Origin of the sequence: Streptomyces sp. NPDC002773 (assembly GCF_040295605.1) — a bacterium.
Classification (GTDB): Bacteria; Actinomycetota; Actinomycetes; order Streptomycetales; family Streptomycetaceae; genus Streptomyces.
Genome location: NZ_JBEOVO010000009.1, coordinates 40,877 through 63,578 on the forward strand (window position 1 = coordinate 40,877; position 22,702 = coordinate 63,578).

The 22,702-nt window shown below is 70.7% G+C and carries 20 protein-coding genes and 1 riboswitch; of the genes, 5 read left to right on the forward strand and 15 right to left on the reverse strand.

All coding sequences use genetic code 11. The features are described from left to right. The first annotated feature begins 49 nt into the window (after nt 1–49). Nucleotides 50–1,330: a glycosyltransferase 87 family protein gene (locus ABT034_RS14080; protein ID WP_351214749.1), complete on the forward strand. Its 1,281-nt coding sequence runs from the start codon at nt 50–52 to the stop codon at nt 1,328–1,330. A 40-nt stretch (nt 1,331–1,370) separates the two neighbouring features. Here ABT034_RS14080 and ABT034_RS14085 read toward each other — a convergent pair whose 3' ends face one another. The 5 genes from ABT034_RS14085 to ABT034_RS14105 all read right to left on the reverse strand — a co-directional run bounded on the left by ABT034_RS14085 (nt 1,371) and on the right by ABT034_RS14105 (nt 6,830). After that, nucleotides 1,371–2,585, reverse strand: a complete 1,215-nt coding sequence (locus ABT034_RS14085; protein ID WP_351214751.1) for a hypothetical protein — start codon at nt 2,583–2,585, stop codon at nt 1,371–1,373. 69 nt (nt 2,586–2,654) lie between these two features. Then, nucleotides 2,655–3,701: a C40 family peptidase gene (locus ABT034_RS14090; RefSeq protein WP_351214753.1), complete on the reverse strand. Its 1,047-nt coding sequence runs from the start codon at nt 3,699–3,701 to the stop codon at nt 2,655–2,657. Nucleotides 3,702–3,886: 185 nt separating this feature from the next. Beyond that, nucleotides 3,887–4,933: a C40 family peptidase gene (locus ABT034_RS14095; RefSeq protein WP_351214754.1), complete on the reverse strand. Its 1,047-nt coding sequence runs from the start codon at nt 4,931–4,933 to the stop codon at nt 3,887–3,889. A 256-nt stretch (nt 4,934–5,189) separates the two neighbouring features. Further along, on the reverse strand, nt 5,190–6,554 hold the full coding sequence (locus ABT034_RS14100) for an NYN domain-containing protein (protein WP_351214756.1): 1,365 nt from the start codon (nt 6,552–6,554) through the stop codon (nt 5,190–5,192). Nucleotides 6,555–6,587: 33 nt separating this feature from the next. Continuing rightward, entirely contained in the window at nt 6,588–6,830 is a 243-nt protein-coding gene (locus tag ABT034_RS14105; protein ID WP_015033005.1) for a hypothetical protein, read from the reverse strand. A 158-nt stretch (nt 6,831–6,988) separates the two neighbouring features. Here ABT034_RS14105 and ABT034_RS14110 point away from each other — a divergent pair, with 158 nt between their 5' ends. After that, nucleotides 6,989–7,723, forward strand: coding sequence for a rhomboid family intramembrane serine protease (locus ABT034_RS14110; protein WP_351214758.1), 735 nt, complete (start codon nt 6,989–6,991; stop codon nt 7,721–7,723). Continuing rightward, complete coding sequence (locus ABT034_RS14115; RefSeq protein ID WP_030205672.1) at nt 7,720–8,001, forward strand: Lrp/AsnC family transcriptional regulator; 282 nt, start codon at nt 7,720–7,722, stop codon at nt 7,999–8,001. Before ABT034_RS14110 ends, ABT034_RS14115 begins: the two co-directional genes overlap by 4 nt. Before the next feature lie 71 nt (nt 8,002–8,072). Here ABT034_RS14115 and ABT034_RS14120 read toward each other — a convergent pair whose 3' ends face one another. From ABT034_RS14120 to ctaE, 6 genes are all read right to left on the reverse strand, one after another. Beyond that, nucleotides 8,073–9,467, reverse strand: coding sequence for an aminotransferase class V-fold PLP-dependent enzyme (locus tag ABT034_RS14120; RefSeq protein WP_351214761.1), 1,395 nt, complete (start codon nt 9,465–9,467; stop codon nt 8,073–8,075). 254 nt (nt 9,468–9,721) lie between these two features. Next, a riboswitch (SAM riboswitch) is annotated at nt 9,722–9,838 on the reverse strand. An 84-nt stretch (nt 9,839–9,922) separates the two neighbouring features. Then, complete coding sequence (trpD, locus tag ABT034_RS14125) at nt 9,923–10,987, reverse strand: anthranilate phosphoribosyltransferase (protein WP_351214763.1); 1,065 nt, start codon at nt 10,985–10,987, stop codon at nt 9,923–9,925. A gap of 132 nt (nt 10,988–11,119) precedes the next feature. Next, the gene (gene qcrB / locus ABT034_RS14130) at nt 11,120–12,745 is read right to left on the reverse strand and encodes a cytochrome bc1 complex cytochrome b subunit (RefSeq protein ID WP_351214765.1); all 1,626 of its coding nucleotides are present in this window, start codon (nt 12,743–12,745) and stop codon (nt 11,120–11,122) included. After that, entirely contained in the window at nt 12,742–13,794 is a 1,053-nt protein-coding gene (gene qcrA / locus ABT034_RS14135) for a cytochrome bc1 complex Rieske iron-sulfur subunit (protein WP_351214767.1), read from the reverse strand. The genes qcrB and qcrA overlap by 4 nt, the downstream gene beginning before the upstream one ends. Beyond that, nucleotides 13,791–14,600: a cytochrome bc1 complex diheme cytochrome c subunit gene (gene qcrC / locus ABT034_RS14140; RefSeq protein ID WP_351214768.1), complete on the reverse strand. Its 810-nt coding sequence runs from the start codon at nt 14,598–14,600 to the stop codon at nt 13,791–13,793. The genes qcrA and qcrC overlap by 4 nt, the downstream gene beginning before the upstream one ends. 74 nt (nt 14,601–14,674) lie before the next feature. After that, complete coding sequence (gene ctaE / locus ABT034_RS14145; protein WP_351214770.1) at nt 14,675–15,295, reverse strand: aa3-type cytochrome oxidase subunit III; 621 nt, start codon at nt 15,293–15,295, stop codon at nt 14,675–14,677. A gap of 202 nt (nt 15,296–15,497) precedes the next feature. Between ctaE and ABT034_RS14150 the strand changes: the two genes are divergently transcribed. Further along, on the forward strand, nt 15,498–15,899 hold the full coding sequence (locus tag ABT034_RS14150) for a DNA-binding transcriptional response regulator (RefSeq protein ID WP_351214772.1): 402 nt from the start codon (nt 15,498–15,500) through the stop codon (nt 15,897–15,899). A 5-nt stretch (nt 15,900–15,904) separates the two neighbouring features. On the opposite strand, the gene ABT034_RS14155 is transcribed toward ABT034_RS14150, so the two are convergent. The 4 genes from ABT034_RS14155 to ctaC form a co-directional block, all read right to left on the reverse strand. Then, nucleotides 15,905–17,158: a L,D-transpeptidase gene (locus ABT034_RS14155; protein ID WP_351214774.1), complete on the reverse strand. Its 1,254-nt coding sequence runs from the start codon at nt 17,156–17,158 to the stop codon at nt 15,905–15,907. A 122-nt stretch (nt 17,159–17,280) separates the two neighbouring features. Then, complete coding sequence (locus tag ABT034_RS14160; RefSeq protein WP_351214776.1) at nt 17,281–17,679, reverse strand: cytochrome c oxidase subunit 4; 399 nt, start codon at nt 17,677–17,679, stop codon at nt 17,281–17,283. Beyond that, nucleotides 17,676–19,412 (reverse strand): aa3-type cytochrome oxidase subunit I, encoded by a 1,737-nt coding sequence (gene ctaD, locus ABT034_RS14165; protein WP_351214778.1) that lies wholly within the window; start codon nt 19,410–19,412, stop codon nt 17,676–17,678. Before ctaD ends, ABT034_RS14160 begins: the two co-directional genes overlap by 4 nt. Beyond that, on the reverse strand, nt 19,409–20,374 hold the full coding sequence (gene ctaC, locus ABT034_RS14170; RefSeq protein WP_351214780.1) for an aa3-type cytochrome oxidase subunit II: 966 nt from the start codon (nt 20,372–20,374) through the stop codon (nt 19,409–19,411). Before ctaC ends, ctaD begins: the two co-directional genes overlap by 4 nt. A gap of 369 nt (nt 20,375–20,743) precedes the next feature. On the opposite strand from ctaC, the gene ABT034_RS14175 reads away from it, so the two are divergent. After that, nucleotides 20,744–22,129: a cysteine desulfurase/sulfurtransferase TusA family protein gene (locus tag ABT034_RS14175; RefSeq protein ID WP_351214782.1), complete on the forward strand. Its 1,386-nt coding sequence runs from the start codon at nt 20,744–20,746 to the stop codon at nt 22,127–22,129. The last annotated feature ends 573 nt before the right edge of the window (nt 22,130–22,702 follow it).

Below are 22,702 nucleotides of genomic sequence, written 5' to 3' on the forward strand. Positions count from 1 at the left end.
CACCACTCCCCCGCGTGAGCGGGGCCGACAGGACAAGGACGAACCAGTGATGACGGGCGCAGTGGGGAAGTGGTCACGATCACGCACGGGTCTGGGGCTTCCGCTCGGACTCTGGGGTCTCAGCCGGGTCATCCTGCTCCTCCTCGTCTTCAAGGTCGTGGTGATCCCCGGGCCGGACATCACGTTCGACATCGCGGACATCTACCAGGGCTGGTACGAGGTCCTGCGGACGGGCACGTATCCGCTGGACGACGTGACCTGGCAGTACCCGCCCGCCGCCGCGTTCGCGATCCTCGCCCCGGGGCTGCTGCCCTTCCTCTCCTACTCGGCCGCGTTCTTCGTCCTCGCCTTCCTCTGTGACGCGCTCGTCTTCGGGCTGCTCGTCCACACCGGCCGCAGGGCCGGCCGTTCGATGCGGGGCGCCTGGATCTGGATCGCGGGCGTCGCGCTGCTCGGCCCGACCGCGTACGCCCGTTACGACGTGATGGTGACCGCCGTCGCGGTGGCGGCGCTGCTCGCGGCGGGCCGCAGTCCCCGCGTCCTCGGCGCCCTCGCCGGGTTCGGCGCGGTCCTCAAGGTGTGGCCGGTGCTGCTGCTCGCGGGTACCCCGAAGGGGCGGGCGACCTTCCGCGCCTGGCCGACGGCGGTGGGCGCGGCGGCCGCCGTGCTGCTGTTCTGCGTGCTGTGGATGCCGGGGGCGCTGGCCTTCCTCTCCTTCCAGCGCGACCGGGGCACCGAGGTCGAGTCGCTGGGTTCGATGGTCTTCCACGTGGCCCGGCACTTCGGCTGGGACGGCGAGGCGCGGATGAACTACGGCTCGATCGAGTTCCTCGGGCCTTACGTCTCCACGGTGTCGACGGCCGCCATGGTGCTCACCTTCGCCGCCTTCGGCTGGCTGCTGCTCTGGCGGTTCAAGGCGCGCCGCTTCACCTCGTCGACGGTGGCGGACGCGGCCTTCGTCGCGGTGCTGCTGTTCACGACGACGAGCCGGGTGCTCTCCCCGCAGTACATGCTGTGGCTGGTCGGTCTCGCGGCGGTGTGCCTCGCCTACCGGGCGAGCCGGATGGAGCGGCCCGTGCATCTGATCGTGTGGGCGACGGCGGTCACGCAGTTCGAGTTCCCGGTGTGGTTCTCACACGTGACGCGGAGCGATCCGCTGGGTATGGCGGTGCTGTTCACCCGGAACGGTCTGCTCATCGCCGCCACCGTCATGGCCTGCCGGATCCTGTGGCGGCAGACGGTGACGGAGCCCCGCCTCGCCGAGACCGCGAAGGTACCCGCCCAGGCGTCCGAGCCGGAGCGCGAGAAGGCCCTGTCCGGCACGTTCTGACGCCCCGCGAGGGACCCGCTGGGCGAGCGGCGCGAGCCGCTTAGCCGAGCAGCTCCCGCAGGTGGTCCCGCCAGTCGGCGGTGAAGTCCTCCGGGGTGGTGCCGAGCACCTCCTGGAGGGCCTTCTCCACTGCGCCTGGGCGGCCTGGGTGCGCCCCGACCGTCCGGTAGAAGTCCGTCAGCTTCTCCTCGCCCCAGCGGTCCGCGATCAGCTCGCAGGCCAGCCAGCCGCCCTCGTAGGCCCGCGCCAGGGCCTCCGCGTCGCCGCCGAAGCCGAACTCGGGGTCCTCGGGGAGCCGGGCGGGCAGCTCGCCCGCGCGGACCGCGCGGCGCAGCGCGGGCGCGGCCTGGGCGGGGGTGCGGCCGGTGCCGCGGTAGGCGACCCAGTCGGCGAAGCCCTCGGAGAGCCAGATCGGAGTGGCCCCGGTGGTCTGGGCCCGGGTGGCGACATGGGTGGCCTCGTGGGTGAGGACCAGCTGCCGGCCGAAGGCGCCGAGCACCGCGTACGCCTCGGGGTTCACGATCACCCGGTCGGCGGGCGCCCTGGGGCCGCCGCCCGTCTCACCGGTGGTGACGGCCGCGATGCCCCGGTAGGAGGCGGCCGGCCCGCCGAGGAGCCGTCCCATCGCCTCGACCGACGCGGGGACGAGGACGACGACGCGGCCCGCCCAGTCGCCGTGCCAGGCGTCCCCGACGGCGGGCACCGCCCGGTCCGCGGCCGCCGCGATCTCCCGGAGCCGCTCGGTGCTCTGGCCGACGCCGAGGACGAGGCTGCTGCGGCCGGTCACCGCCTCGACCTCGCCCTGCTGCCACAGCTGCTGCGGGGCGCCCTCGGCGGCGCGGTCGCCGGTCACGTACCAGCGGCCGTCCCGCTCGGCGAGGTCCAGGATCCGTTCGGTGGTGACGGGCCCGGGGTCGTAGCCCTCGATCCGGTACCCCAGCTCGGCCTCGGCGGTGGCCGTGCCCTCGCCGGTCCGGTCGACGTCGGTGACCCGGTAGCCCAGGTCGCCGAGCGGGACCTGCGCGACCCGGTCGAACTCGATGCGCGCGGCGGGTGCGAGCGAGGGGTCGAGGGCCGCGAGGTAGCCGGCCTCGTCCCGGTCGAGCAGCGCCCGCGCGTGCCGGTCGAGCAGGCTCTGGATCTCCCGGGGCGCCGGGTCGGCCGGCGCGGGGGCGGTGCACCCGCCCACGGCCAGGAGGGCGGCAAGCAGACACCCGGCCGCGCCGCGCGCCGCTCCACTCCCCTGACCTGCCACGCCCCGATCGTACGGTCGGAACGGCCGGCCCCGCTTCCCGTACGGGACGGGAGCGGCGGGGCCCCCGGCTCAGACCCGGGTCACCGTCACGTGCGACATCATGTTCACCGGGTCGTAGCGGACCCGCGCGCCCGGGTAGGGGGCGTGGATGACCTGCCCGCCGCCCGCGTAGATCCCGACGTGGCTGGCGTCGCCGCGGTACGTGACGAGGTCGCCCGGCTGCGCCTGCGACAGCGGCACCTGGCGCCCCGCGTGGCGCTGCGCCGCCGAGGTGCGCGGCAGGCTGATCCCGGCCTGCCGGTACGACCAGACCATCAGGCCCGAGCAGTCGAAGGCGGAGGGGCCGGTCGCCCCCCACACGTACGGCTTGCCGATCGCGCTGCGGGCGGCGATCACCGCGGCGGAGGCCCGCGAGGAGGCCGGACCGGGGTCGGCCATGGGCGGCGGATCCTCGGCGGGTCCGCCGTCGAGTCCGGCTTCCCGTCCGCCGTCGCGTCCGCCGGACCTGGAGGCCCGGTCGAAGTCGGCGCGCTCGGCGGCGGTGAGGCTCGCGAGGACCCGGCGGGCCTCGGCGAGCTTGCCCTCGACGGTGCGCTTGTGGCGGGCGACCTCGGCGCGGCTGCGCTCCAGATCGACCAGGGCGGTGTGGGCCTCGGAGCGCTTCTGGTTCAGCCTGCGCTGCTCCCGCTGGAGTTCGGCGAGCGCGGCTCCCTGGCGGGCGGTGATCCGGTCGAGGGCGGCGGCCCGGTCGAGGTAGCTGTCCGGGTCGGAGGAGAGCAGCAGGGCGAGGGCGGGGTCGATGCCGCCGGAGCGGTACTGGGCCCCGGCGACCGAGCCGAGCGCGCCCCGCATGTGGTTGATGCGCTCCTGGCCCTGGGCGAGGTTGTCGCGGGCCTGGGAGACCGTCCGGCGCAGCGCGTCCGCCTTCTCGTCCGCCTTGTTGTAGCCCTCGGTGGCCCGCTCGGCCTCCTCGAAGAGGCGGTCGACGGTGGCGCGGGTGGCCTCGGTCCCGGCTCCGGGGTCGGCGCTCGCGGGGACGGCCCCGAGGGACGCCGCCGCGGTGGCCGCGGCGGCGGTGAGGACGGTGACCCTGGCGGGTCGGCGGTGGGACGCCACGAATCGCGCTCCGTTCGGCTCGACGCTGACTGGCGCGGCAGACAGTAGCCGCTGTTCAGTGCGCGTCCAACGAAGCCGATGGGCACAGAAAGTGACGCCCCGCCGGAGAACACAGGTCACCGGCGGGGCGTCAGGTCAGTGCGGGTCGCGGCGAACCACCCGTTCGGGCGGCATACCGGGGCGGTTCAGCCGCCGATGCGGACGCCGAACTGGAACGTGCCCATGTAGTTCATGGACTCGTAGCGGACGAAGGCACCCGGCTTGGGGGCGTGCAGGATCGTGTTGTTGCCCGCGTACAGGCCCACGTGCGAAAGGCCGTTGAAGAAGACCAGGTCGCCCGGCTTGAGCTGGCTGCGGCCGATCTTCGTGCCGTCATTCTGCTGGGTGTAGGTGGTGCGCGTGAGGTCGACGCCCGCCTTGCCGTAGGCCCACTGGGTCAGACCCGAGCAGTCGAACGAGCCGGGGCCCTCGGCTCCGGGGTCGTACGGCATGCCGACCCGGGTGGCGGCGGCGCTGAGCGCGGCGGCGCCGAAGCCGTTCGCGGGGGCTTCCTTGCCCAGGTCGAGCCGCTCGCCGGCGTCGCGGCTGGCGCGCTGCTCCTTCTCGCGCTCCTGCTCCTGGATCTTGGCACGCTCGGCGGCGGTGAGGGTGTTGAGCAGCCTCTGCGCCTCGGCCAGCTTGGCCTGGAACTTCTTCTTCTTCGCGCCGAGGGTCTTGCGGACGTCCTCGAGGTCGGCCAGCTTCGTGGTGGCCTCGGCCCGCTGCTGGGCGAGCGTGCGCTGCTTGGCCTGGATCGAGGTGAGGACGTCGGCCTGCTGGGCGCTCACCTGGTCGATCGCGGACGCCTTGTCGAGGTACGTGTCCGGGTCGGCGGAGAGGAAGAGCTGGAGCGCCGGGTCGATGCCGCCGGAGCGGTACTGGGCGCTGGCGACCGAACCGATCTGGTCGCGCAGGGTGTTGAGCTCCTGCTGACCGCGGGCCACCTTGTCCTGGAGCTGGCCGATCTCCTTCTGCAGCGTGCCGCGGCGCTCCTCGGCGAGGTTGTACTGCTCGATGGCCTCTTCGCCCTGGTGCTGGAGCTCCTCGACCTGAGCCTTGACGTCCTCGATCTTCGGCTTCGGAGCCGCCTGGGCGCCGGTCTGGGCGGTGATGGCGACGGCCGCGGCGGCGGCGGTGGTGAGCACGGTCACGCGGGTGCGGCTCGGCTGCTTGGGTCGACGGTGGGACGCCACGAAGGCGAGCTCCTTCTTCCTCGAGCCGCCCAACCGGTCAGGGGCAGGCGGTTCCTCCGCCGTCATCCCGGATGGATGATCAACCGCGCGAAGGTTCGAAGGCCGACCTTAGTGACCAACTTGTGATCAGTTCAAATCCCACTGGCAAAAATATCGCTCAGGCACCACTTTATTTACGCGCATCGCACGGGCAGTGATGACCACTTGACGGTCCGCCGTCCAGAATTCGGGCATAAGGCCCAGGAGTTGTGATGTGTCACGAGAGCCGCGAAAGCCGCTTCAGCAACAAGGCGGACGCGACCGGACGCGCCCCCGCCTTCGCCACCCCGTCGGCCACCTCACGGTCCGTGGAGACCACCACGACCGGGCGGCCGGGCGGCTCCGCCCGTACCAGCTGGCGGATCAACTCGTCGGCCGTGACACCAGGCTTGGAGAACAGCACCCGCACCCCGCGCGGCGGCGCGAGCAGCACCGGGGCCGCCAGCTCCGCCCCGTCGAAGACACAGGTGACCTCGGCGCCCGAGCGGGCCGCGAGGGCCGAGAGGGAGCCGAGCAGCCTCAACCGCTGCTTCTCCAGCGGCATCGTCGGATAGCCGGTCTTGGTGACGTTGTAGCCGTCGACGACCAGATGGGCCTGCGGCAGCGCGAGGAGTTGGTCGAGCAACGCGGGATCGGTCTCGGAGAGCGCCCGCGCCGCGATGTCCTTCGGGGACATCCGCCCCGGCTCCACCGCGTCCACCGTGTCCGCGGGGTGCGTCGAGACGGGCGGCAGCGCGAGTTCACGGCGCAGCCCCTGGGCGGCGTCGAGGACGGTGTCGAGCAGCAGCCGCAGCCGCATGTCCTCCACCGAGCGCCCCTCACGGGCGGACCTGCGGCTGGCCTCGAGGGCCGCCTCGACCTCGCCGAGCCGGGACTTGAGCCGCCGGCTCTCGCTCTCGGCCGAGGACACCTGGGCGGCCGCCTCCGCCCGCGCGCTCTCGATCTCGCCCTGGACGCGGCGCAGCGCGGCCTCGCCGCGCTTCACGTCGCTCTGGGCGCTGCGCAGCTTGCGGTGAAGCGATTCCGCTTCCTTCCTGGCCGTCTCCAGGTCGCGCCGCAGCTGCTCGGTCTCGTCCCGGGACCGGTCGCGGGCGGCGGCGAGTTCCTCGCGCAGCCGCTCCAGTTCGCGCCGGCCGGCCTCGTCGGCCCGCTCGGCGTCGACGCGCAGGGCCTCCTCGCCCGCGGCGGCCACGAGCTTGACCCAGCCCGGCGGGCGCAGCACATAGGCGGCCGCCGCCACGTCGAGGGGATCGGCGGCGGCGGGCGGGGTGCCGGTCTCGACGGCTCCGGCCAGTTCGGGCTGGCCCTGCTTGAACCGTTCGCCGATCCGCTGCCGGAACAGCGGGTCGCTCTCCAGGGCCGCCGCCATCGCGTTGCCGGCGAACTTCGCCCGGCGGCTCGCGGTGAACCGGGCGTACTGCCTCAGGGGGGCGGGCAGCTCCGCGACGGTCAGCCCGCCGAAGGCGTCCGCGACCAGCGCGACGACCCGCCGCCGTACGCCTTCGGGCAGTGGGTGGTCGAGCGTCTCGGCAGCGTCACCTGCCGCGCCGGCCGGCTCACCACCGTGCGCGGGCTGCTCCACGATCCGTCACCCCTATGTCGTCCGCGCCGTCCCTCAGGAGGCGGCGCCCGGCCTGTCCACCAGTTCGATCTGGTCCACCGCGTTGCACCAACGGCAGCGGACCGACTCGATGGTCTCACTGACCACCTGCCGCTCCTCGACCGTCGGCTCCCCCGCGAGGTCCAGATGGACGTACTCGACGACCTTGGAGGAGCGGGTCACGTCGAAGCGGGTCAGGTTGCCGCAGAGCGTGCAGCGCCAGCGGGTCTCGGCGGTCGGCAGGGGAACCGTCGTCATCGAGCCGTCCTTCTTCCTGTTGCGTGGTACCAGGTGCGGGAGCCGCGGTGCGCCGTCGAACTGCGGTCGTACTGCCCGCAACCCTACGGCCTCACGGGTCGGCGGGGGCACGGCGAGGCACTCTGTCCACTTCGTCCCGGGTACGCCATGATCTGTCCATGATCGATTGGCGAGGAGCGGCTCTCGGGGCCTGGCGCGGCGCCCGCGGCGGACCCACGGTGACCTACGGACTGATCGCCGCCTGCTGCCTCCTCTTCCTGGTCAGTCCGGTCTCGGGGCTCAACCCGGTGCACGGCACCGGGGAGCAGCTCCTCGCGGCGCAGGGCACGTACTTCCGCCGCTGGGGCGTCGTTCCCGCCGAGCTGATGAGCGGCGAGCCGCGCGCCCTGCTCACCCCGCTGACCGCGCTCTTCGTCCACGGCAGCTGGCTCCACCTGCTCGGGAACATGCTCTTCCTGTACGTCTTCGGGGCGATGACCGAAGAACGCATGGGCGCCTTCGGGTTCGCCCTCTTCTACCTGGGCACCGGCTATCTCGCGCTCCTCGGGTACGCGGCGGCGCACGCGCACAGCGAGCAGACGCTCGTCGGGGCGTCAGGGGCGATCTCGGGGGTGCTCGGGGCCTTCCTCTTCCTCTTCCCGCGGGCCCGGGTCACCAGCCTCTTCCCCTTCCTCTTCTTCCTGCCGCTGCGCTTCCCCGCCTGGATCGTGCTGATCTTCTGGTTCGTGCTCCAGTGGCTGGCCGCGCGGGCGGCGGGCGCCGGCCCCGGCGTCGCCTATCTGGCCCATGTGGTGGGCTTCTCCGTCGGCTTCCTCTACGCCTGGGGGCGCTACCGGGGTGGGGATAGAGTGAAAGCCCAAACCGCGGCGACCGAGGGAGAAAGCCAGCCGTGATCACCGCGATCGTGCTCATCAAGACCAGCGTGGACCGCATCCCCGAGATCGCCGAGTCGATCGCCGCGCTCGACAGTGTCAGCGAGGTCTTCTCGGTGACCGGTACGTACGACCTGATCGCCATGGTCCGGGTGCCGCGCCACGACGACCTGGCGGACGTGATCCCCGGCAGCATCAGCAAGATCCCGGGCGTCGAGGCCACGGACACCCACGTCGCCTTCCGTACGTACTCCCAGCACGACCTGGAGGCGGCCTTCGCCATCGGTCTGGAGTCCTGAAGGCGCGCACGACCCATGAGTGAAGGGGGCCTCCCGGTCGGGAGGCCCCCTTCACCCGTACGAGTGAGTGCTCAGCCGCGGTCGGGGACGCAGCGGCCGTCCTCGGTGCGGTAGTTCCACCGGGCGCCGTCGCGGACGAGCTCCTTCACGGCGCCGACGAACCGCTCCACGTGCTCGTCGGGCGTACCGGCGCCGAAGCTCACCCGGATGGCGTTGAGGGACTTCTCGCCGGGCGCGGCCTCGGGGGCGCCGCACTCGCCCTGGGTCCCCGGGTCGCTGCCGAGCAGCGTGCGGACCAGCGGGTGGGCGCAGAACAGCCCGTCGCGGACGCCGATGCCGTACTCGGCGGAGAGCGCGGCGGCGAAGTGGGAGCTGTTCCAGCCCTCCACGACGAAGGAGATGACGCCGACGCGGGGGGCGTCGTCGCCGAACAGCGAGAGCACCTTGACCTCGGGGACCTCGGCGAGGCCCGCGCGGACCGTGGCGATCAGGTGCCGCTCCCGCTCGACGAGGCTGTCGAAGCCGGCCTCGGTGAGCGCCTTGCAGGCGGAGGCGATGGAGTACACGCCGATGACGTTCGGGGAGCCGGCCTCGTGCCGGGCCGCGGTGGTGTGCCACTCCACGTCCACCCCGCCGTCGGCCCGGCGCGCCACCTTGCGGGAGGCGCCGCCGCCCGCGAGGTAGGGCTCGGCGTCCTGGAGCCAGTCGGCGCGGCCCGCGAGGACACCGGAGCCGAACGGCGCGTACAGCTTGTGCCCGGAGAAGGCGATCCAGTCCACGTCGAGGTCCTGGACGGAGACCGGGTGGTGGGGGGCGAGCTGGGCGGCGTCGAGCACGATCCGGGCGCCGTGGGCGTGGGCGGCGGCGGCGAGTTCCCTCACCGGCCACAGCTCACCGGTGACGTTGGACGCGCCGGTGACGCAGACCAGGGCGGGGCCGTAGGGGTCGCGGTCGGCGAGGGCGCGCTCCAGGGTCGCGACGGCCTGCTCGGGGGTGCGCGGGGCGTTGAGGTAGGTGACGCGGGCGTCCTGCCACGGCAGCAGCGAGGCGTGGTGCTCGGTCTCGAAGACGAAGACCTCGCAACCGGCGGGGAGGGTCGCGGCGAGCAGGTTGAGCGAGTCGGTGGTGGAGCGGGTGAAGACGACCTGGTCGCCGGGGCGGCAGTCGAGGAACTCGGCGACGGTGGCGCGGCTGTTCTCGAAGAGGTCGGTGGAGAGCTGGGAGAGGTAGCCGGCGCCGCGGTGGACGCTGCCGTAGTAGGGGGCGTACGCGGCGACATCGTCCCAGACCCGCTGGAGGGCCGGGGCGCTGGCCGCGTAGTCGAGCGCCGCGTAGGTCACCTCGCCGCCGGTGACGAGCGGGACGGTGACGTCCCGGCCGAGGACGGGCAGCGGGGCGGCGCAGCAGGCGTCGGCGGACTCGGCGGCGGTCTCGGCGGTGGCGGCGGCGTGGGGGTGTGCGGACATGGCGGTATCTCCCGGCGGGCGGTGCGGAATGGCTTCGGTGATCCCGTACGCGGCCGGAGACGGCGGGGTACGGGTGATGCCTCGGAGACGACGGGGACGCGCACGGGTACGGGTGGGTGCGTGGGTACGCAGGTACGCCGGGTACGCGGAAGAGACCCTGTTCCGAGGGGTGAAGAAGGGGCGGACTCGCCCTATCGCATTCGCTTGCTCACGGAAAATGCTCCTCGAGAGACCAGGACCCCTGGTGTTCGAGGGGTCCGCGCTTGCCGTAGACCTCGCTGCCTACGGCCTGGTCATCACCCGGGGCACCCCGCCACGGACGGAGGGTTGCCGGACAGCAAGCCGGGGCCAAAACGCTGTCACTCGTGACCTGTAGAGCATCCTGCCACATGATCGCCGAAGCGCAAGACCCCGGTCCGCATGCTGGACCGGGGTCGTACGGCGGGGATCAGTTCCTACGCGTTGCTGACCGCGATCCAGCGCTCCAGGGCCCGGCGGGCCTCGCCGGAGTCGATCGCCTCCGCGGCCTGCTCGATGCCGGTACGGATCTGCTCCACGAGGGTGCCCTCCCCCGGTGCGAGCGCGGTCAGCGCCGCCGCCGAGTTGAGCAGCACCGCGTCCCGTACCGGTCCGGTCTCCCCCGCGAGCAGCCGGCGGGCGACGTCCGCGTTGAACGAGGCGTCCGCGCCGCGCAGCGCCTCCACCGGTACGAGGTCGATGCCGACGTCCCGGGGGTCGAAGGCCTCCTCGCGCACCGAGCCGTCGCGGACCACCCAGACCCGCGAGGTGGCGGTGGTGGTCAGTTCGTCGAGCCCGTCGTCGCCGCGGAAGACGAGCGCGGAGGAACCGCGCTCGGCGAGCACCCCGGCCATGATCGGAGCCATCCGGGCGTCGGCGACACCGGTGGCCTGGGCCCGCACCCGGGCGGGGTTGGTGAGCGGACCGAGGAAGTTGAAGGTGGTCCGGATGCCGAGTTCCTTGCGGGCCGCGGCGACATGACGCAGCGCCGGGTGGAACTTCACCGCGAAGCAGAAGGTGATCCCGGCTTCCTCCGCGACCTCGGCGACCCGCCGCGGGGTCAGCTCCAGGTTGACGCCGAGCTTCTCCAGGACGTCGGAGGCGCCGGAGGCGGAGGACGCGGCCCGGTTGCCGTGCTTGACGACCTTGGCGCCGGTGCCGGCGACGACGATCGCGGACATGGTGGAGATGTTGACGGTCTTGGCGCCGTCGCCGCCGGTGCCGACGATGTCGACGGAGGGGCCGGGCACCTCGATCGTGTTGGCGTGCTCGTACATGGTGCGGACGAGCCCGGAGATCTCCTCGACGGTCTCGCCCTTGGCACGCAGGGCGACCGCGAAGCCGGCGATCTGGGCGTCGGTGGCCTCGCCGCGCAGGATCCGGTCCATCGCCCAGGCGGTGTCCTCGGCGCTCTGGTCGCGGCCGGTCAGCAGGCCTTCCAGGACGACGGGCCAGGAGCGGCCCGCCGACGTAGGTCCTCCAGCGGGGGTCGCAGCGCTCATGGCAGCTCCTGGTCGTCACGTGACGGGTACGAGGGCCACCCTATCGACCCCGGGGGGCGGCAAAGAGCCCCGTCCATCGAATGGACGGGGCTCTCGCCGTGGCGACTTCAGAAAGTCGGAAGTGTCAGGTGATCAGTGGTGGCCGTGGCCGTCCTGGATCGCCTTGTACTCCTCGACCGTGGGCTTGGCGATCTGGTTGTCGTCGCCGTAGTAGCCCTTGTTGAGCTTGATCCGGAGCTTCTCCATGCGACCGGTCTTGCGCTCGACGCCGTTCTCGTCGACCGCCGGCGGGAGGGCCGCGGGCTCGTACTGCTCGTGCGCCGTGAGGCGGTGCAGCTCGCCCTGGCTGAGCGGCTGGTGGACCTCGACGAACTCACCGTGCGGCAGGCGCTTGATGATGCCGGACTCGCGGCCGTGCAGCACCTTGTCCTTGTCGCGGCGCTGGAGGCCGAGGCAGATCCGCTTGGTGACGATGAACGCGATGACCGGACCGACGAAGAAGAAGATCCGCACGAACCAGGTGATCGCGTTGAGCGACAGGTGGAAGTGGGTCGCCCAGAGGTCGTTTCCACCACCCACGAGCATGATCATGTACGCGGTGATCCAGGCGACACCGAAGGCGGTGCGCGTCGGAGCGTTGCGCGGGCGCTGCGCGATGTGGTGCTCGCGCTTGTCGCCGGTGATCCACGACTCGATGAACGGGTAGACCGCGATGGCCGCGAGGACCGCCGGGAAGATGGCCAGCGGGATCATCACGCCGAGGACCAGCGTGTGGCCCCAGAGGTTGATCTCCCAGCCCGGCATGACGCGGATCAGACCCTCGGCGAAGCCCATGTACCAGTCGGGCTGGGCGCCGGTGGACACCTGGTCCGGGCGGTACGGGCCGAGCGCCCAGATCGGGTTGATCGAGGCGATCGCCGAGATGATCGCGATGACACCGAAGACCAGGAAGAAGAAGCCTCCGGCCTTGGCCATGTAGACCGGCAGCAGCGGCATGCCCACGACGTTGTTGTTCGTGCGGCCGGGGCCGGCGAACTGCGTGTGCTTGTGGAAGAACACCAGGATGAGGTGGGCCACCACGAGGCCGAGCATGATGCCGGGCAGCAGCAGCACGTGGGCCGAGTAGAACCGGGCCACGAAGTCGCCGCCGGGGAACTCGCCGCCGAACAGGAACATCGACAGGTACGTGCCGATGACCGGCACGGACAGGATCGCGCCCTGCATGAAGCGGACACCGGTGCCGGAGAGCAGGTCGTCCGGGAGCGAGTAACCGGTGAAGCCGGTGAACATGCCCAGGAAGAACAGCAGGAAGCCGAACAGCCAGTTGATCTCACGCGGCTTGCGGAACGCGCCCGTGAAGAACACGCGCATCATGTGCACGAACATGCCGGCGAGGAAGATCAGCGCCGCCCAGTGGTGGATCTGCCGGATCAGCAGACCACCGCGCACCTCGAACGAGATGTGCATGGTCGAGTTGAACGCCTCGGACATCAGCTGTCCCTGGAGCGGGACGTACGGTCCGGCGTACTCCACCTCGTTCATCGACGGGTGGAAGAACATCGTCAGATAGACGCCCGTCAGGATGATGATGAGGAAGCTGTAGAGGCAGATCTCGCCCAGCATGAAGGACCAGTGGTCCGGGAAGATCTTCCGCATGTTGGCCTTGGCCAGCGAGTAGATCCCCAGCCGTCCGTCGGCCCAGTCGGCGACCCGCTCACCCGCGGGCGCCTTCTTCGGTGAATCGGTCACGGTGCTCATCCGCGCTCCCAGAAGGCAGGACCGACGGGCTCGTCGAAGTCGCCGAGCGCCTCCAGGAAGCCCTTGTCGTTCACGCCGATCCGCAGCTGCGGGAGGGCGTGACCGGCCGGGCCGAAGATGACGCGGGCGCCGTCGGAGAGGTCGAAGGTGGACTGGTGGCACGGGCAGAGGACGTGGTGCGTCTGCTGCTCGTACAGGGAGATCGGGCAGCCCACGTGGGTGCAGATCTTCGAGAAGGCGACGATGCCCTCGTGCGACCACTCGAGCTCGCGCTTGTCCTTGATGTCCTCCGGCTGGATCCGGACGATCATCAGGGCGGCCTTGGCGATCTCCACCTGGAAGTGGTGGTCGTGCTCCGAGAGGCCCTCGGGCATCGCGAAGGTCAGCGAACCGACGGCGACGTCCTCGGGACGCAGCGGCTCGTGCGTGTTCATGTTGATGAGCTGAAGACCCTTGGCCCACATGGTGGTCCGGAGCTTCTTCTCGGGCAGCGGGCCCATGTCACGCAGCAGCACGATGCCGGAGAGCGGTACGAGCGACAGCGCGCCGAACATCGTGTTGCGGATGAGCTTGCGGCGGCCCATGCCCGACTCCGCGGCACCGGCCGCGAAGTCCGACATGACCTTCGCCTTGACCTCGGGCGACGCCTCGATCGGGTGACGCTCGTCGGCGACCTCGACGTCGGACATCAGGGTGCGGGCCCAGTGGACCGCTCCCGCGCCGATGAAGAAGAGGGCGAGACCGAGGGTCCAGCCGAGCGCGAAGTTGAGCGCGGACACCCGGCCGAAGGGCCAGATGTACACGATCTTGTCGACCGGGAAGATCACGTACGAGGCGATGAAGCCGACCGTGGCCAGCATCGACAGCACGAACATGAAGGCGACCGCGCGCTCGGACCGACGGGCGGCCCGCTCGTCGATGTCCTGGATGCGGGGCTTGTGGGGCGGGAGGCCCGGGTCGGCGAACGGGTCGTCGGCGACCTTCACCGCGCCGTGCGCGGTGTCCTGCCCTGCCGGCAGGTTCTCTTCTGGAATCTCTTGGGTACTCATGACTTCTTGGCCTTAGCGGTGTGGGCCGCGACCCAGATGGCAACTGCGATGAGCCCACCCAGACCGAAGATCCAGGCGAACAGGCCCTCGCTGACGGGGCCGAGGCCACCGAGCTTGAGACCGCCCGGGTTGTCGGCCTTGTCGCTGTTGACGGCCTGGACGTACGCGATGATGTCCTTCTTCTCCTTCTCCGGCATGGTCGTGTCCGGGAAGGAGGGCATGTTCTGCGGGCCGGTCTGCATGGCCTCGTAGAGGTGCTTCGGGCTCACGCCTTCGAGGCTGGGGGCGTACTTGCCGTAGGTCAGCGCGCCACCCTCACCGGTGAAGTTGTGGCACTGGGCACAGTTGTTGCGGAACAGTTCGCCACCGCGGCCGATGTTGGCGCCGGCCGTGTCGTACTGGCTCTCGGCGGGCGTGACCGGGCCGGAACCGAGAGAGGCGACGTACGCCGCGAGCTGATCGATCTCAGCCTGCGAGTAGATGACCTTCTTCTTCGGGACCTGGGCGCCCGGCTGCTGGGCCGGCATGCGGCCCGTGCCGACCTGGAAGTCGACGGACGCCGAACCGACGCCGACGAGGGACGGGCCGTCAGTGGTGCCCTGACCGCCGGTTCCGTGGCAGCTGGCGCAGCCGACGGAGTAGAGCTTCTTCCCCTCCTCGATGGCGAGGGACTGGGCGGTCTCGTCGGCCTTCGCCGTGCCCGCGGGCGCGAACGCGGCGTACAGCCCCCCAGTGGCCGCCAGCGCGAGAAGTAGGACGACGACCGCCGCCAGCGGATGGCGTCGTCGTGCGGAGAGCTTTTTCACGGATTACCCCGGTGTCAGGATCTTCTGCGTCGGTGCTTGCTGGATGTCTCGGTCCGCCGTGACGGCGGCGCCGATTACTTGATCATGTAGATCGTGGCGAAGAGGCCGATCCAGACGACATCGACGAAGTGCCAGTAGTAGGACACGACGATGGCGGCGGTTGCCTGCTCGTGAGTGAACCTCTTGGCGGCGTACGTCCGGCCGAGGACCAGCAGGAAGGCGATGAGTCCGCCCGTCACGTGCAGGCCGTGGAAGCCGGTGGTCAGGTAGAACACGGAGCCGTACGGTCCGGACGAGAGCGACATGCCCGCGTCCTTGACCAGCTCGGTGTACTCGAAGACCTGGCCGCCGATGAAGATCGAACCCATCACGAACGTGACGATGAACCACGTCCTGAGCTTCTTCACATCGCCCCGCTCCGCGGCGAATACGCCGAGCTGGCAGGTGAGGGAGGAGAGCACCAGGATCGTGGTGTTGGTCGCCGAGAACGGGAAGGCCAGGTGTTCCGCCTGGGCCTTCCAATAGTCGGCACCCGTCACCGATCGCAGGGTGAAGTACATCGCGAAGAGGGCCGCGAAGAACATCAGCTCGGAACTCAACCAGATGATGGTTCCGACGCTGGTGAGGTTCGGTCGATTGACCGACGGGTGCGCGTGCCCTGTTTCTACTGTCGTTACTGTCGCCACGACCGACATTATGTCGGTCGCTTATCCCGCCCTCACTCCGGGGGGTGCCGTTCGGAGTGTCAGAGGGGTGTGTCCAGCCCGAACGGCCCAGTGCGACGGCCCCCGGACACCCTTCGAACAGGTGTTGAACGGGTGTTGACGAGGTGTGGACCGGAGTAGCATCCGCGCATCGGTCGACGACGACCCACCCGCCTTCCCAGCCGGAGGAACGATGCAGTCGAGTGCCACGGTCCTGGTCTACAGCGACGACGCGAACACCCGCGAGCAGGTACGGCTGGCGGCCGGGCGCAGGCCCGCGTCCGACGTCCCCCCGGTCGAGTTCGTGGAGTGCGCGACGCTGCCGGCGGTGCTGAAGCGCCTGGACGAGGGCGGCATCGACGTGTGCGTGCTGGACGGCGAGGCGGTGCCCGCGGGCGGCATGGGCGTCTGCCGGCAGCTCAAGGACGAGGTCTTCCACTGCCCTCCGGTCCTGCTCCTGATCGGGCGCCCGCAGGACGCCTGGCTGGCCACCTGGAGCCGCGCGGACGCCGCGGTCACCCTCCCGGTGGAACCGGTCGACTTCGCGGCGTCCCTGGCGGCCCTGCTGCGCTCGCGCCTCTCGATCGCCTCGTAGGCCGGTCAGATCGACGGCCTCAGGCGGGCCTTCTCGGTGGGGGCCACGGGGTTTCCTGTGGCCTCCACCAGGGCGCTGCCCTGGCGCCACTTGTCCCAGGACAGGTTCCAGTCGCCGAAGCCGTTGCCGAAGGTGTCCATCGTGTCGCCGTAGCTGTTGATCGTCCTGACGATGTCGCCGGGGCGGACGGTCTCGTAGAACCAGGCCGCGTTCCCCGTCGACATGCCGACACAGCCGTGGCTGACGTTCGCCACGCCCTGCGAGCCGACGGACCAGGGCGCGGCGTGGACGTACTCGCCGCTCCACGTCACCCGGGTGGCGTAGTAGACGGGCAGGTCGTAGGACTCGGAGCTGCCCTCGGCGATGCCGACGCTGGTGCCCCGCATCCGGACGTAGTACTCCTTGCCGAGCACCACCTTGATGCCGTTGCGGGTGGAGAAGCCGGGTTTGCCGGTGGTCACCGGAATGGTGTTGATCACTTCTCCGTTGCGCTTGACGGTCATGTAGTGCGACCCGGCGTCCGCGATCGCCTCGATCCGGTCGCCGATGGTGAGCTTCAGCGGCTTGGACGCGCCGCCGTAGAGCTTGTCGCCGACCTTGAGGCCGTCCAGGTTGCCGGTGACCGTGACGCGCGTGCCCGAGGGCCAGTACTCCTTCGGGCGGAAGTGCAGCTTCTTGTCGTCCACCCAGTACCAGGCGCCCTCGACGGAGGGGGTGGAGCGGACCTTGAGGGCCCGTTCGACGATGCCGCGCGCCTTGCGGTCCTTGACGGGGAGGCTGAGGTCGGCCGTGACGGGCTGTCCGACGCCGTACGTGCCCGCCTCCGGCCCGAAGGTCACGGTGAGGGCCCGTTTGGCCGGGGCCGTCTCGAAAGTGAACGTACGGGCGCCTGGAGCGCCGTCCCCGTCCTCGGTGGAGACGCGGACGGTGTAGCGGGCGCCGGCCGCCAGGGCGGCCGTGGAGCGCCAGCGCTGCCCGTCGGCGGTGAGTTCGCCGGCCAGGTGGTGTCCTGAGGCATCGGTGGCGGATACGTCGGTGATCCGGCCGCCCTCGCCCTTGGCGGTGATCTCCAGGGGCTTCTCGGGGTCCGCCTTGGCGCCGTCGGCGGGGGCGCTGACCGCGAGCTGGCCCGCCGCGTCGTAGGCCCTCGCGGACAGCGGATGGCCGTCGGCGCCAGTGCAGGCGGTGGCGCCCGCGGTGACGGTGACAGCCAGAAAGGTGCAGCTCAGAACAGTCCGAATGCGCGGCGTGTCGTTCATGGACTCACCGTAAGAACAATCCTTCGCGGCAGCGCGCCGAGTGCTGCAAAAGAGGGGCCCGGACGCTTCGGTGACGAAGTGTCCGGGCCCCTCGGTGTGCTCCGGTGCGGAGCGGGGTACCGCTACTGGTTCTGGTTCTCGCCGCGGTAGAACTCGAAGACCCAGCCGAAGAGGCCGACCAGGATCAGCGGGAACGAGAAGTACAGCAGCCACCAGCCCATGGCGATGGCGAGGAAGGCGATCGCGCCGCCGATGGCGAGCGAGAGCGGCTGCCAGCTGTGCGGGGCGAAGAAGCCGACCTCACCGGCCTCGTCCGCGACGTCGGCCTCCTTGTCGTCCTGCGCCATCGCGTCGACACGCTTGGCCGTGAAGGCCAGGTAGTAGCCGATCATGATGGACAGGCCGAACGCGAGGAACAGCGCCGTGGTGCCGACCGGCTCCTTCGACCAGACGCCGTACAGGACGGCCATGGCAAGGATGAAGACGCTCAGCCAGATGAACATCTTGCCCTGGATCTTCACTTGCCGGCCTCCTTGCTGCCCACGAGGGCCTCGGCGGCGTGCCCCTTGTTCTCGAGCTGGTCGAGAGCGGCGATCTCGGGGTGGTGCAGGTCGAACGCCGGGGATTCGGAACGGATCCGCGGCAGGGTGAGGAAGTTGTGCCGCGGCGGCGGGCAGGACGTCGCCCACTCGAGCGAGCGGCCGTAGCCCCACGGGTCGTCGACCTCGATCTTCTTGCCGTACTTGGCGGTCTTCCAGACGTTGTAGAGGAACGGCAGGATCGACAGACCGAGCAGGAAGGAGGAGATCGTCGAGATCGTGTTCAGCGCGGTGAAGCCGTCGGCGTCGAGGTAGTCCGCGTAACGACGCGGCATGCCCTCGGCACCGAGCCAGTGCTGCACCAGGAACGTGCCGTGGAAGCCGATGAACAGCGTCCAGAACGTCATCTTGCCCAGGCGCTCGTCCAGCATCTTGCCCGTGAACTTCGGCCACCAGAAGTGGAAGCCGGCGAACATCGCGAAGACCACGGTGCCGAAGACGACGTAGTGGAAGTGCGCGACGACGAAGTACGAGTCGGAGACGTGGAAGTCCATCGGCGGCGAGGCCAGGATGACACCGGTCAGACCACCGAAGGTGAAGGTGACCAGGAAGCCGATCGTCCAGAGCATCGGTGTCTCGAAGGACAGCGAGCCCTTCCACATCGTTCCGATCCAGTTGAAGAACTTCACGCCTGTCGGTACGGCGATGAGGAACGTCATGAAGGAGAAGAACGGTAGGAGGACGCCACCGGTGACGTACATGTGGTGGGCCCACACGGTCACGGAGAGACCGGCGATCGCGATGGTCGCGGCCACCAGACCGATGTAGCCGAACATCGGCTTGCGGCTGAAGACCGGGATGACCTCGGAGACGATGCCGAAGAACGGCAGCGCGATGATGTACACCTCCGGATGGCCGAAGAACCAGAAGAGGTGCTGCCAGAGCAGCGCTCCACCGTTGGCCGCGTCGAAGATGTGCGCACCGAACTTGCGGTCCGCCTCGAGGGCGAACAGCGCGGCCGCCAGGACCGGGAAGGCGAGCAGGACCAGGACACCGGTCAGCAGCACGTTCCAGGTGAAGATCGGCATCCGGAACATCGTCATGCCGGGGGCGCGCATGCAGATGATCGTGGTGATGAAGTTGACCGAACCGAGGATCGTGCCGAAGCCGGAGAAGGCCAGACCCATGATCCACATGTCGGCGCCGACACCCGGCGAGCGGACGGCGTCCGACAGCGGGGAGTAGGCGAACCAGCCGAAGTCGGCCGCACCCTGCGGGGTGAGGAAGCCGGCCACCGCGATGATCGAGCCGAAGAGGTACAGCCAGTACGCGAACATGTTCAGCCGCGGGAACGCCACGTCGGGCGCGCCGATCTGCAGCGGCATGATCCAGTTCGCGAATCCGGCGAACAGCGGCGTCGCGAACATCAGCAGCATGATCGTGCCGTGCATCGTGAACGCCTGGTTGAACTGCTCGTTCGACATGATCTGCGTACCCGGACGGGCCAGCTCGGCGCGCATGAAGAGCGCCATGAGTCCGCCGATGCAGAAGAAGACGAACGACGTGACCAGGTAGAGCGTGCCGATCGTCTTGTGGTCGGTGGTGGTCAGCCACTTGATCACGACGTTGCCGGGCTGCTTGCGCCGTACGGGCAGCTCGTTCTCGTACGAGTCCTCAGCTGCGGCGGCACCCTGGGTTTCGTTGTGGATGCTCACAGTTGGTTCTTCTCCGCATTCCTGGCCGGGTCCGTCTGCTCGATGCCAGACGGGATGTAGCCGGTCTGCCCCTTCTCGGCCAGCTCCTTCAGGTGCTGCTGGTAGCGCTCCGGGGAGACCACCTTGACGTTGAAGAGCATCCGGGAGTGGTCGACACCGCACAGCTCGGCGCACTTGCCCATGAAGGTGCCCTCACGGGTGGGAGTCACCTCGAAGGAGTTGGTGTGTCCCGGGATGACGTCCTGCTTCATCAGGAAGGGGACCACCCAGAAGGAGTGGATGACGTCACGGGAGGTCAGGACGAACCGGACCTTCTCGCCCTTCGGCAGCCACAGGGTCGGGCCCGGGTTGCCGTTCTGCGGGTTCCGGTCGCCGGGGATACCGGCGTCGTAGACTCCGCCGGCGTTCTCCGGGAAGTCCGCGAGGAACTTGTCCGGGATCGAGGCGAGGTTCTTGTCCGTCTTGGCGTCACCCGTCACACCGGGCACGTTCTCGACGTAGTTGAAGCCCCAGCTCCACTGGTAGCCGACCACGTTGACCGTGTGGGTCGGCTTCGGGGTGAGCTCGAGGAGCTTCGACTCGTCGCGTGCGGTGAAGTAGAAGAGCACCGAGACGATGATGAGGGGGGTGACCGTGTACAGCGCCTCGATGGGCATGTTGTAACGGGTCTGCGGAGGTACCTCGACCTTGGTCCTGCTCCGCCGGTGGAAGATGACGGACCAGATGATCAGGCCCCACACCAGGATTCCGGTAATGAGCGCGGCCGCCCACGATCCCTGCCAGAGGGAGAGGATCCGAGGCGCCTCTTCCGTGACGGGGGTGGGCATGCCAAGGCGGGGGAAGTCTTCCCAGTTGTACGAGCAGCCCGTGGCTGTCGCCAGGATCAGGCCCGCAGTCAGCACCTGCGGCAGCTTCCGCCGCATCGGGCGCCGCGACGAGCGGTCGGAGCCGTTGGGACTCACGTAGCGCCTTCCCGAGAGTCTCGGCCCGCGTTGGTCGGCCACGGCCGTCCGTCTCGCTGGTCGGTCGCCGCCCCGTGCCGCGGGCAGGGGTTTGGATGTTTATGCGGACCAAACCCTACTGGACGCTATTTGGGGTCGCGCGGGGAGGGTGCCCAACGCGCCGTCCGAGTCCCCGAAGGGGTGGACTCCGGGGTTCCGGAGGGGGGTCGGACGCGTCCGTTCGGGCGTCCGCCGGTGCGGCGGGTGCCGTTCTGACGGGGGCTCACGGGGGTCGGCGCGGGGACGCGCCACGGATGGACGAGGAGCACCGGCTCGCCCTCGGCCACGGGTGGACGAGGAGCACCGGCCGCCAGCCTCTACCGTGGGCGGATGCCGTACTTCGACGCCGCGTCCGCCGCCCCGCTGCACCCCGTCGCCCGTCAGGCGCTGCTCGCCTCCCTGGACGAGGGCTGGGCCGACCCGGCCCGGCTGTACCGGGAGGGCAGGCGGGCCCGGCTGCTCCTCGACACGGCGCGGGAGGCGACGGCGGAGGCCGTGGGCTGCCGTCCGGACGAGCTGGTGTTCACCCCTTCGGGGACGCGCGCGGTTCACGCGGGAATCTCCGGATCCCTCGCGGGGCGTCGGCGTGTCGGGAACCGGCTCGTGGTCTCCGCGGTCGAGCACTCCTCCGTCCTGCACGCGGCCGAGACGCACACGGCGGCCGGCGGCGTCGTGGCCGAGGTGCCGGTGGACCGGTCCGGGGCGGTCGACGCGGACGTCTTCGCGGCGGCCCTCGACTCCGGGACGGCCCTGGCGTGTCTCCAGTCGGCCAACCACGAGGTGGGGACCGCGCAGCCGGTGGCCGAGGTGGCCGAGGCCTGCCGGGCGGCGGGCGTGCCGCTGCTCGTGGACGCGGCCCAGTCGCTGGGCTGGGGGCCGGTGGAGGGTGCCTGGTCGCTCCTCGCCGCGAGCGCGCACAAGTGGGGCGGGCCGGCGGGGGTGGGGCTGCTCGCCGTACGGAAGGGGGTCCGGTTCGCGCCGCAAGGCCCCTCGGACGAGCGGGAGTCGGGCCGGGCGCCCGGCTTCGAGAACCTGCCGGCGATCGTGGCGGCGGCGGCCTCGCTGCGGGCGGTCCGGGCGGAGGCGGAGGCCGAGGGGGCGCGGCTGCGGGGGCTCGTGGACCGGATCAGGGCGCGGGTGCCGGAGCTGGTGCCGGATGTGGAGGTGGTGGGTGATCCGGTGCGGCGGCTCCCCCATCTGGTCACCTTCTCCTGCCTGTACGTCGACGGGGAGACGCTTCTGCACGAGCTGGACCGGGAGGGTTTCTCCGTTTCGTCCGGTTCGTCGTGTACGAGTTCGACGCTGACGCCCAGCCATGTGCTGCGCGCGATGGGGGTACTGAGCGAGGGGAACGTCCGGGTGTCCCTGCCGGGCGGCGCCGCGGAGGACGACGTGGACCGCTTCCTCGACGTGCTGCCGGGTCTGGTCGCGGGGGTACGGGAACGGCTCGGCGCCCCGGCGGCGTCCCCGGCCCCCGCGTCGGCCGCGGGCCCGCTCGTCGTGGACGCCCTGGGCAAGCGGTGCCCGATCCCGGTGATCGAACTGGCGAAGGTGTTCGGGGAGGTACCGGTGGGGGGGACGGTGACGGTGCTGTCGGACGACGAGGCGGCGCGGTTGGACATTCCGGCGTGGTGCGAGATGCGGGGCCAGGAGTACGTGGGCGAGGAGGCTTCGCCTGGGGGGGGCCGGGCGTATGTGGTGCGGCGGGTGACGTGACGTTCGGGGCCGTTGCGGGCTGATCCCGCGACGCGCGTGTCGAGCCCCGCGCCGTTCGGCCGAGCCTTTGCCTCGTGCGGGCCGTGCCGCCCACTCCCGTGCGGGCAGTCGCCCACGCCGTTCGCCCACCCGGCGCGGGCCGACGCCCGCCCCCGCGCGGGCCGACGCCGCAACCCCGCCGCGTGTGGGCCGGCGCCGCAACCCCGCCGCGTGCGGGCCAGCGCCGCAACCCCACCGCGTGCGGGCCAGCGCCGCAACCCCACCGCGTGCGGGCCAGCGCCGCAACCCCGCCGCGTGTGGGCCGACGCCGCAACCCCGCCCACCCGCCCACCGCCGTGTGGGCAATCGTCCCGCAGGGCGGGACGGGTGGGCACACGGGACGGCGCCCTCGGCGGCGCCTCCGCCCCTTGTGCCCGGACCCGCACGCCCAGCGCGGCGCACACCGGGTGCGGGTACAGGCGCGGAAGCCTAGGCCCGGCAAGGGGCGCCGTTCCGTTGTGCCCACCCGTTCCGCCCCAGCGGAACAGTTGCCCACAACGAGGGACGGATGCCCGCAACGCGGGTGGCGGGGGC

Bases quoted from the DNA above. Each gene is read 5' to 3' on its own strand.
- ABT034_RS14150 (WP_351214772.1), top strand. From the start codon at position 15,498: ATGCAGTCGAGTGCCACGGTCCTGGTCTACAGCGACGACGCGAACACC.
- ABT034_RS14080 (WP_351214749.1), top strand. From the start codon at position 50: ATGACGGGCGCAGTGGGGAAGTGGTCACGATCACGCACGGGTCTGGGG.
- ctaE (WP_351214770.1), bottom strand. From the start codon at position 15,295: ATGTCGGTCGTGGCGACAGTAACGACAGTAGAAACAGGGCACGCGCAC.
- ABT034_RS14120 (WP_351214761.1), bottom strand. From the start codon at position 9,467: ATGTCCGCACACCCCCACGCCGCCGCCACCGCCGAGACCGCCGCCGAG.
- ABT034_RS14175 (WP_351214782.1), top strand. From the start codon at position 20,744: ATGCCGTACTTCGACGCCGCGTCCGCCGCCCCGCTGCACCCCGTCGCC.
- ABT034_RS14110 (WP_351214758.1), top strand. From the start codon at position 6,989: ATGATCGATTGGCGAGGAGCGGCTCTCGGGGCCTGGCGCGGCGCCCGC.
- ABT034_RS14105 (WP_015033005.1), bottom strand. From the start codon at position 6,830: ATGACGACGGTTCCCCTGCCGACCGCCGAGACCCGCTGGCGCTGCACG.
- qcrA (WP_351214767.1), bottom strand. From the start codon at position 13,794: ATGAGTACCCAAGAGATTCCAGAAGAGAACCTGCCGGCAGGGCAGGAC.
- qcrB (WP_351214765.1), bottom strand. From the start codon at position 12,745: ATGAGCACCGTGACCGATTCACCGAAGAAGGCGCCCGCGGGTGAGCGG.
- trpD (WP_351214763.1), bottom strand. From the start codon at position 10,987: ATGAGCGCTGCGACCCCCGCTGGAGGACCTACGTCGGCGGGCCGCTCC.
- ABT034_RS14155 (WP_351214774.1), bottom strand. From the start codon at position 17,158: ATGAACGACACGCCGCGCATTCGGACTGTTCTGAGCTGCACCTTTCTG.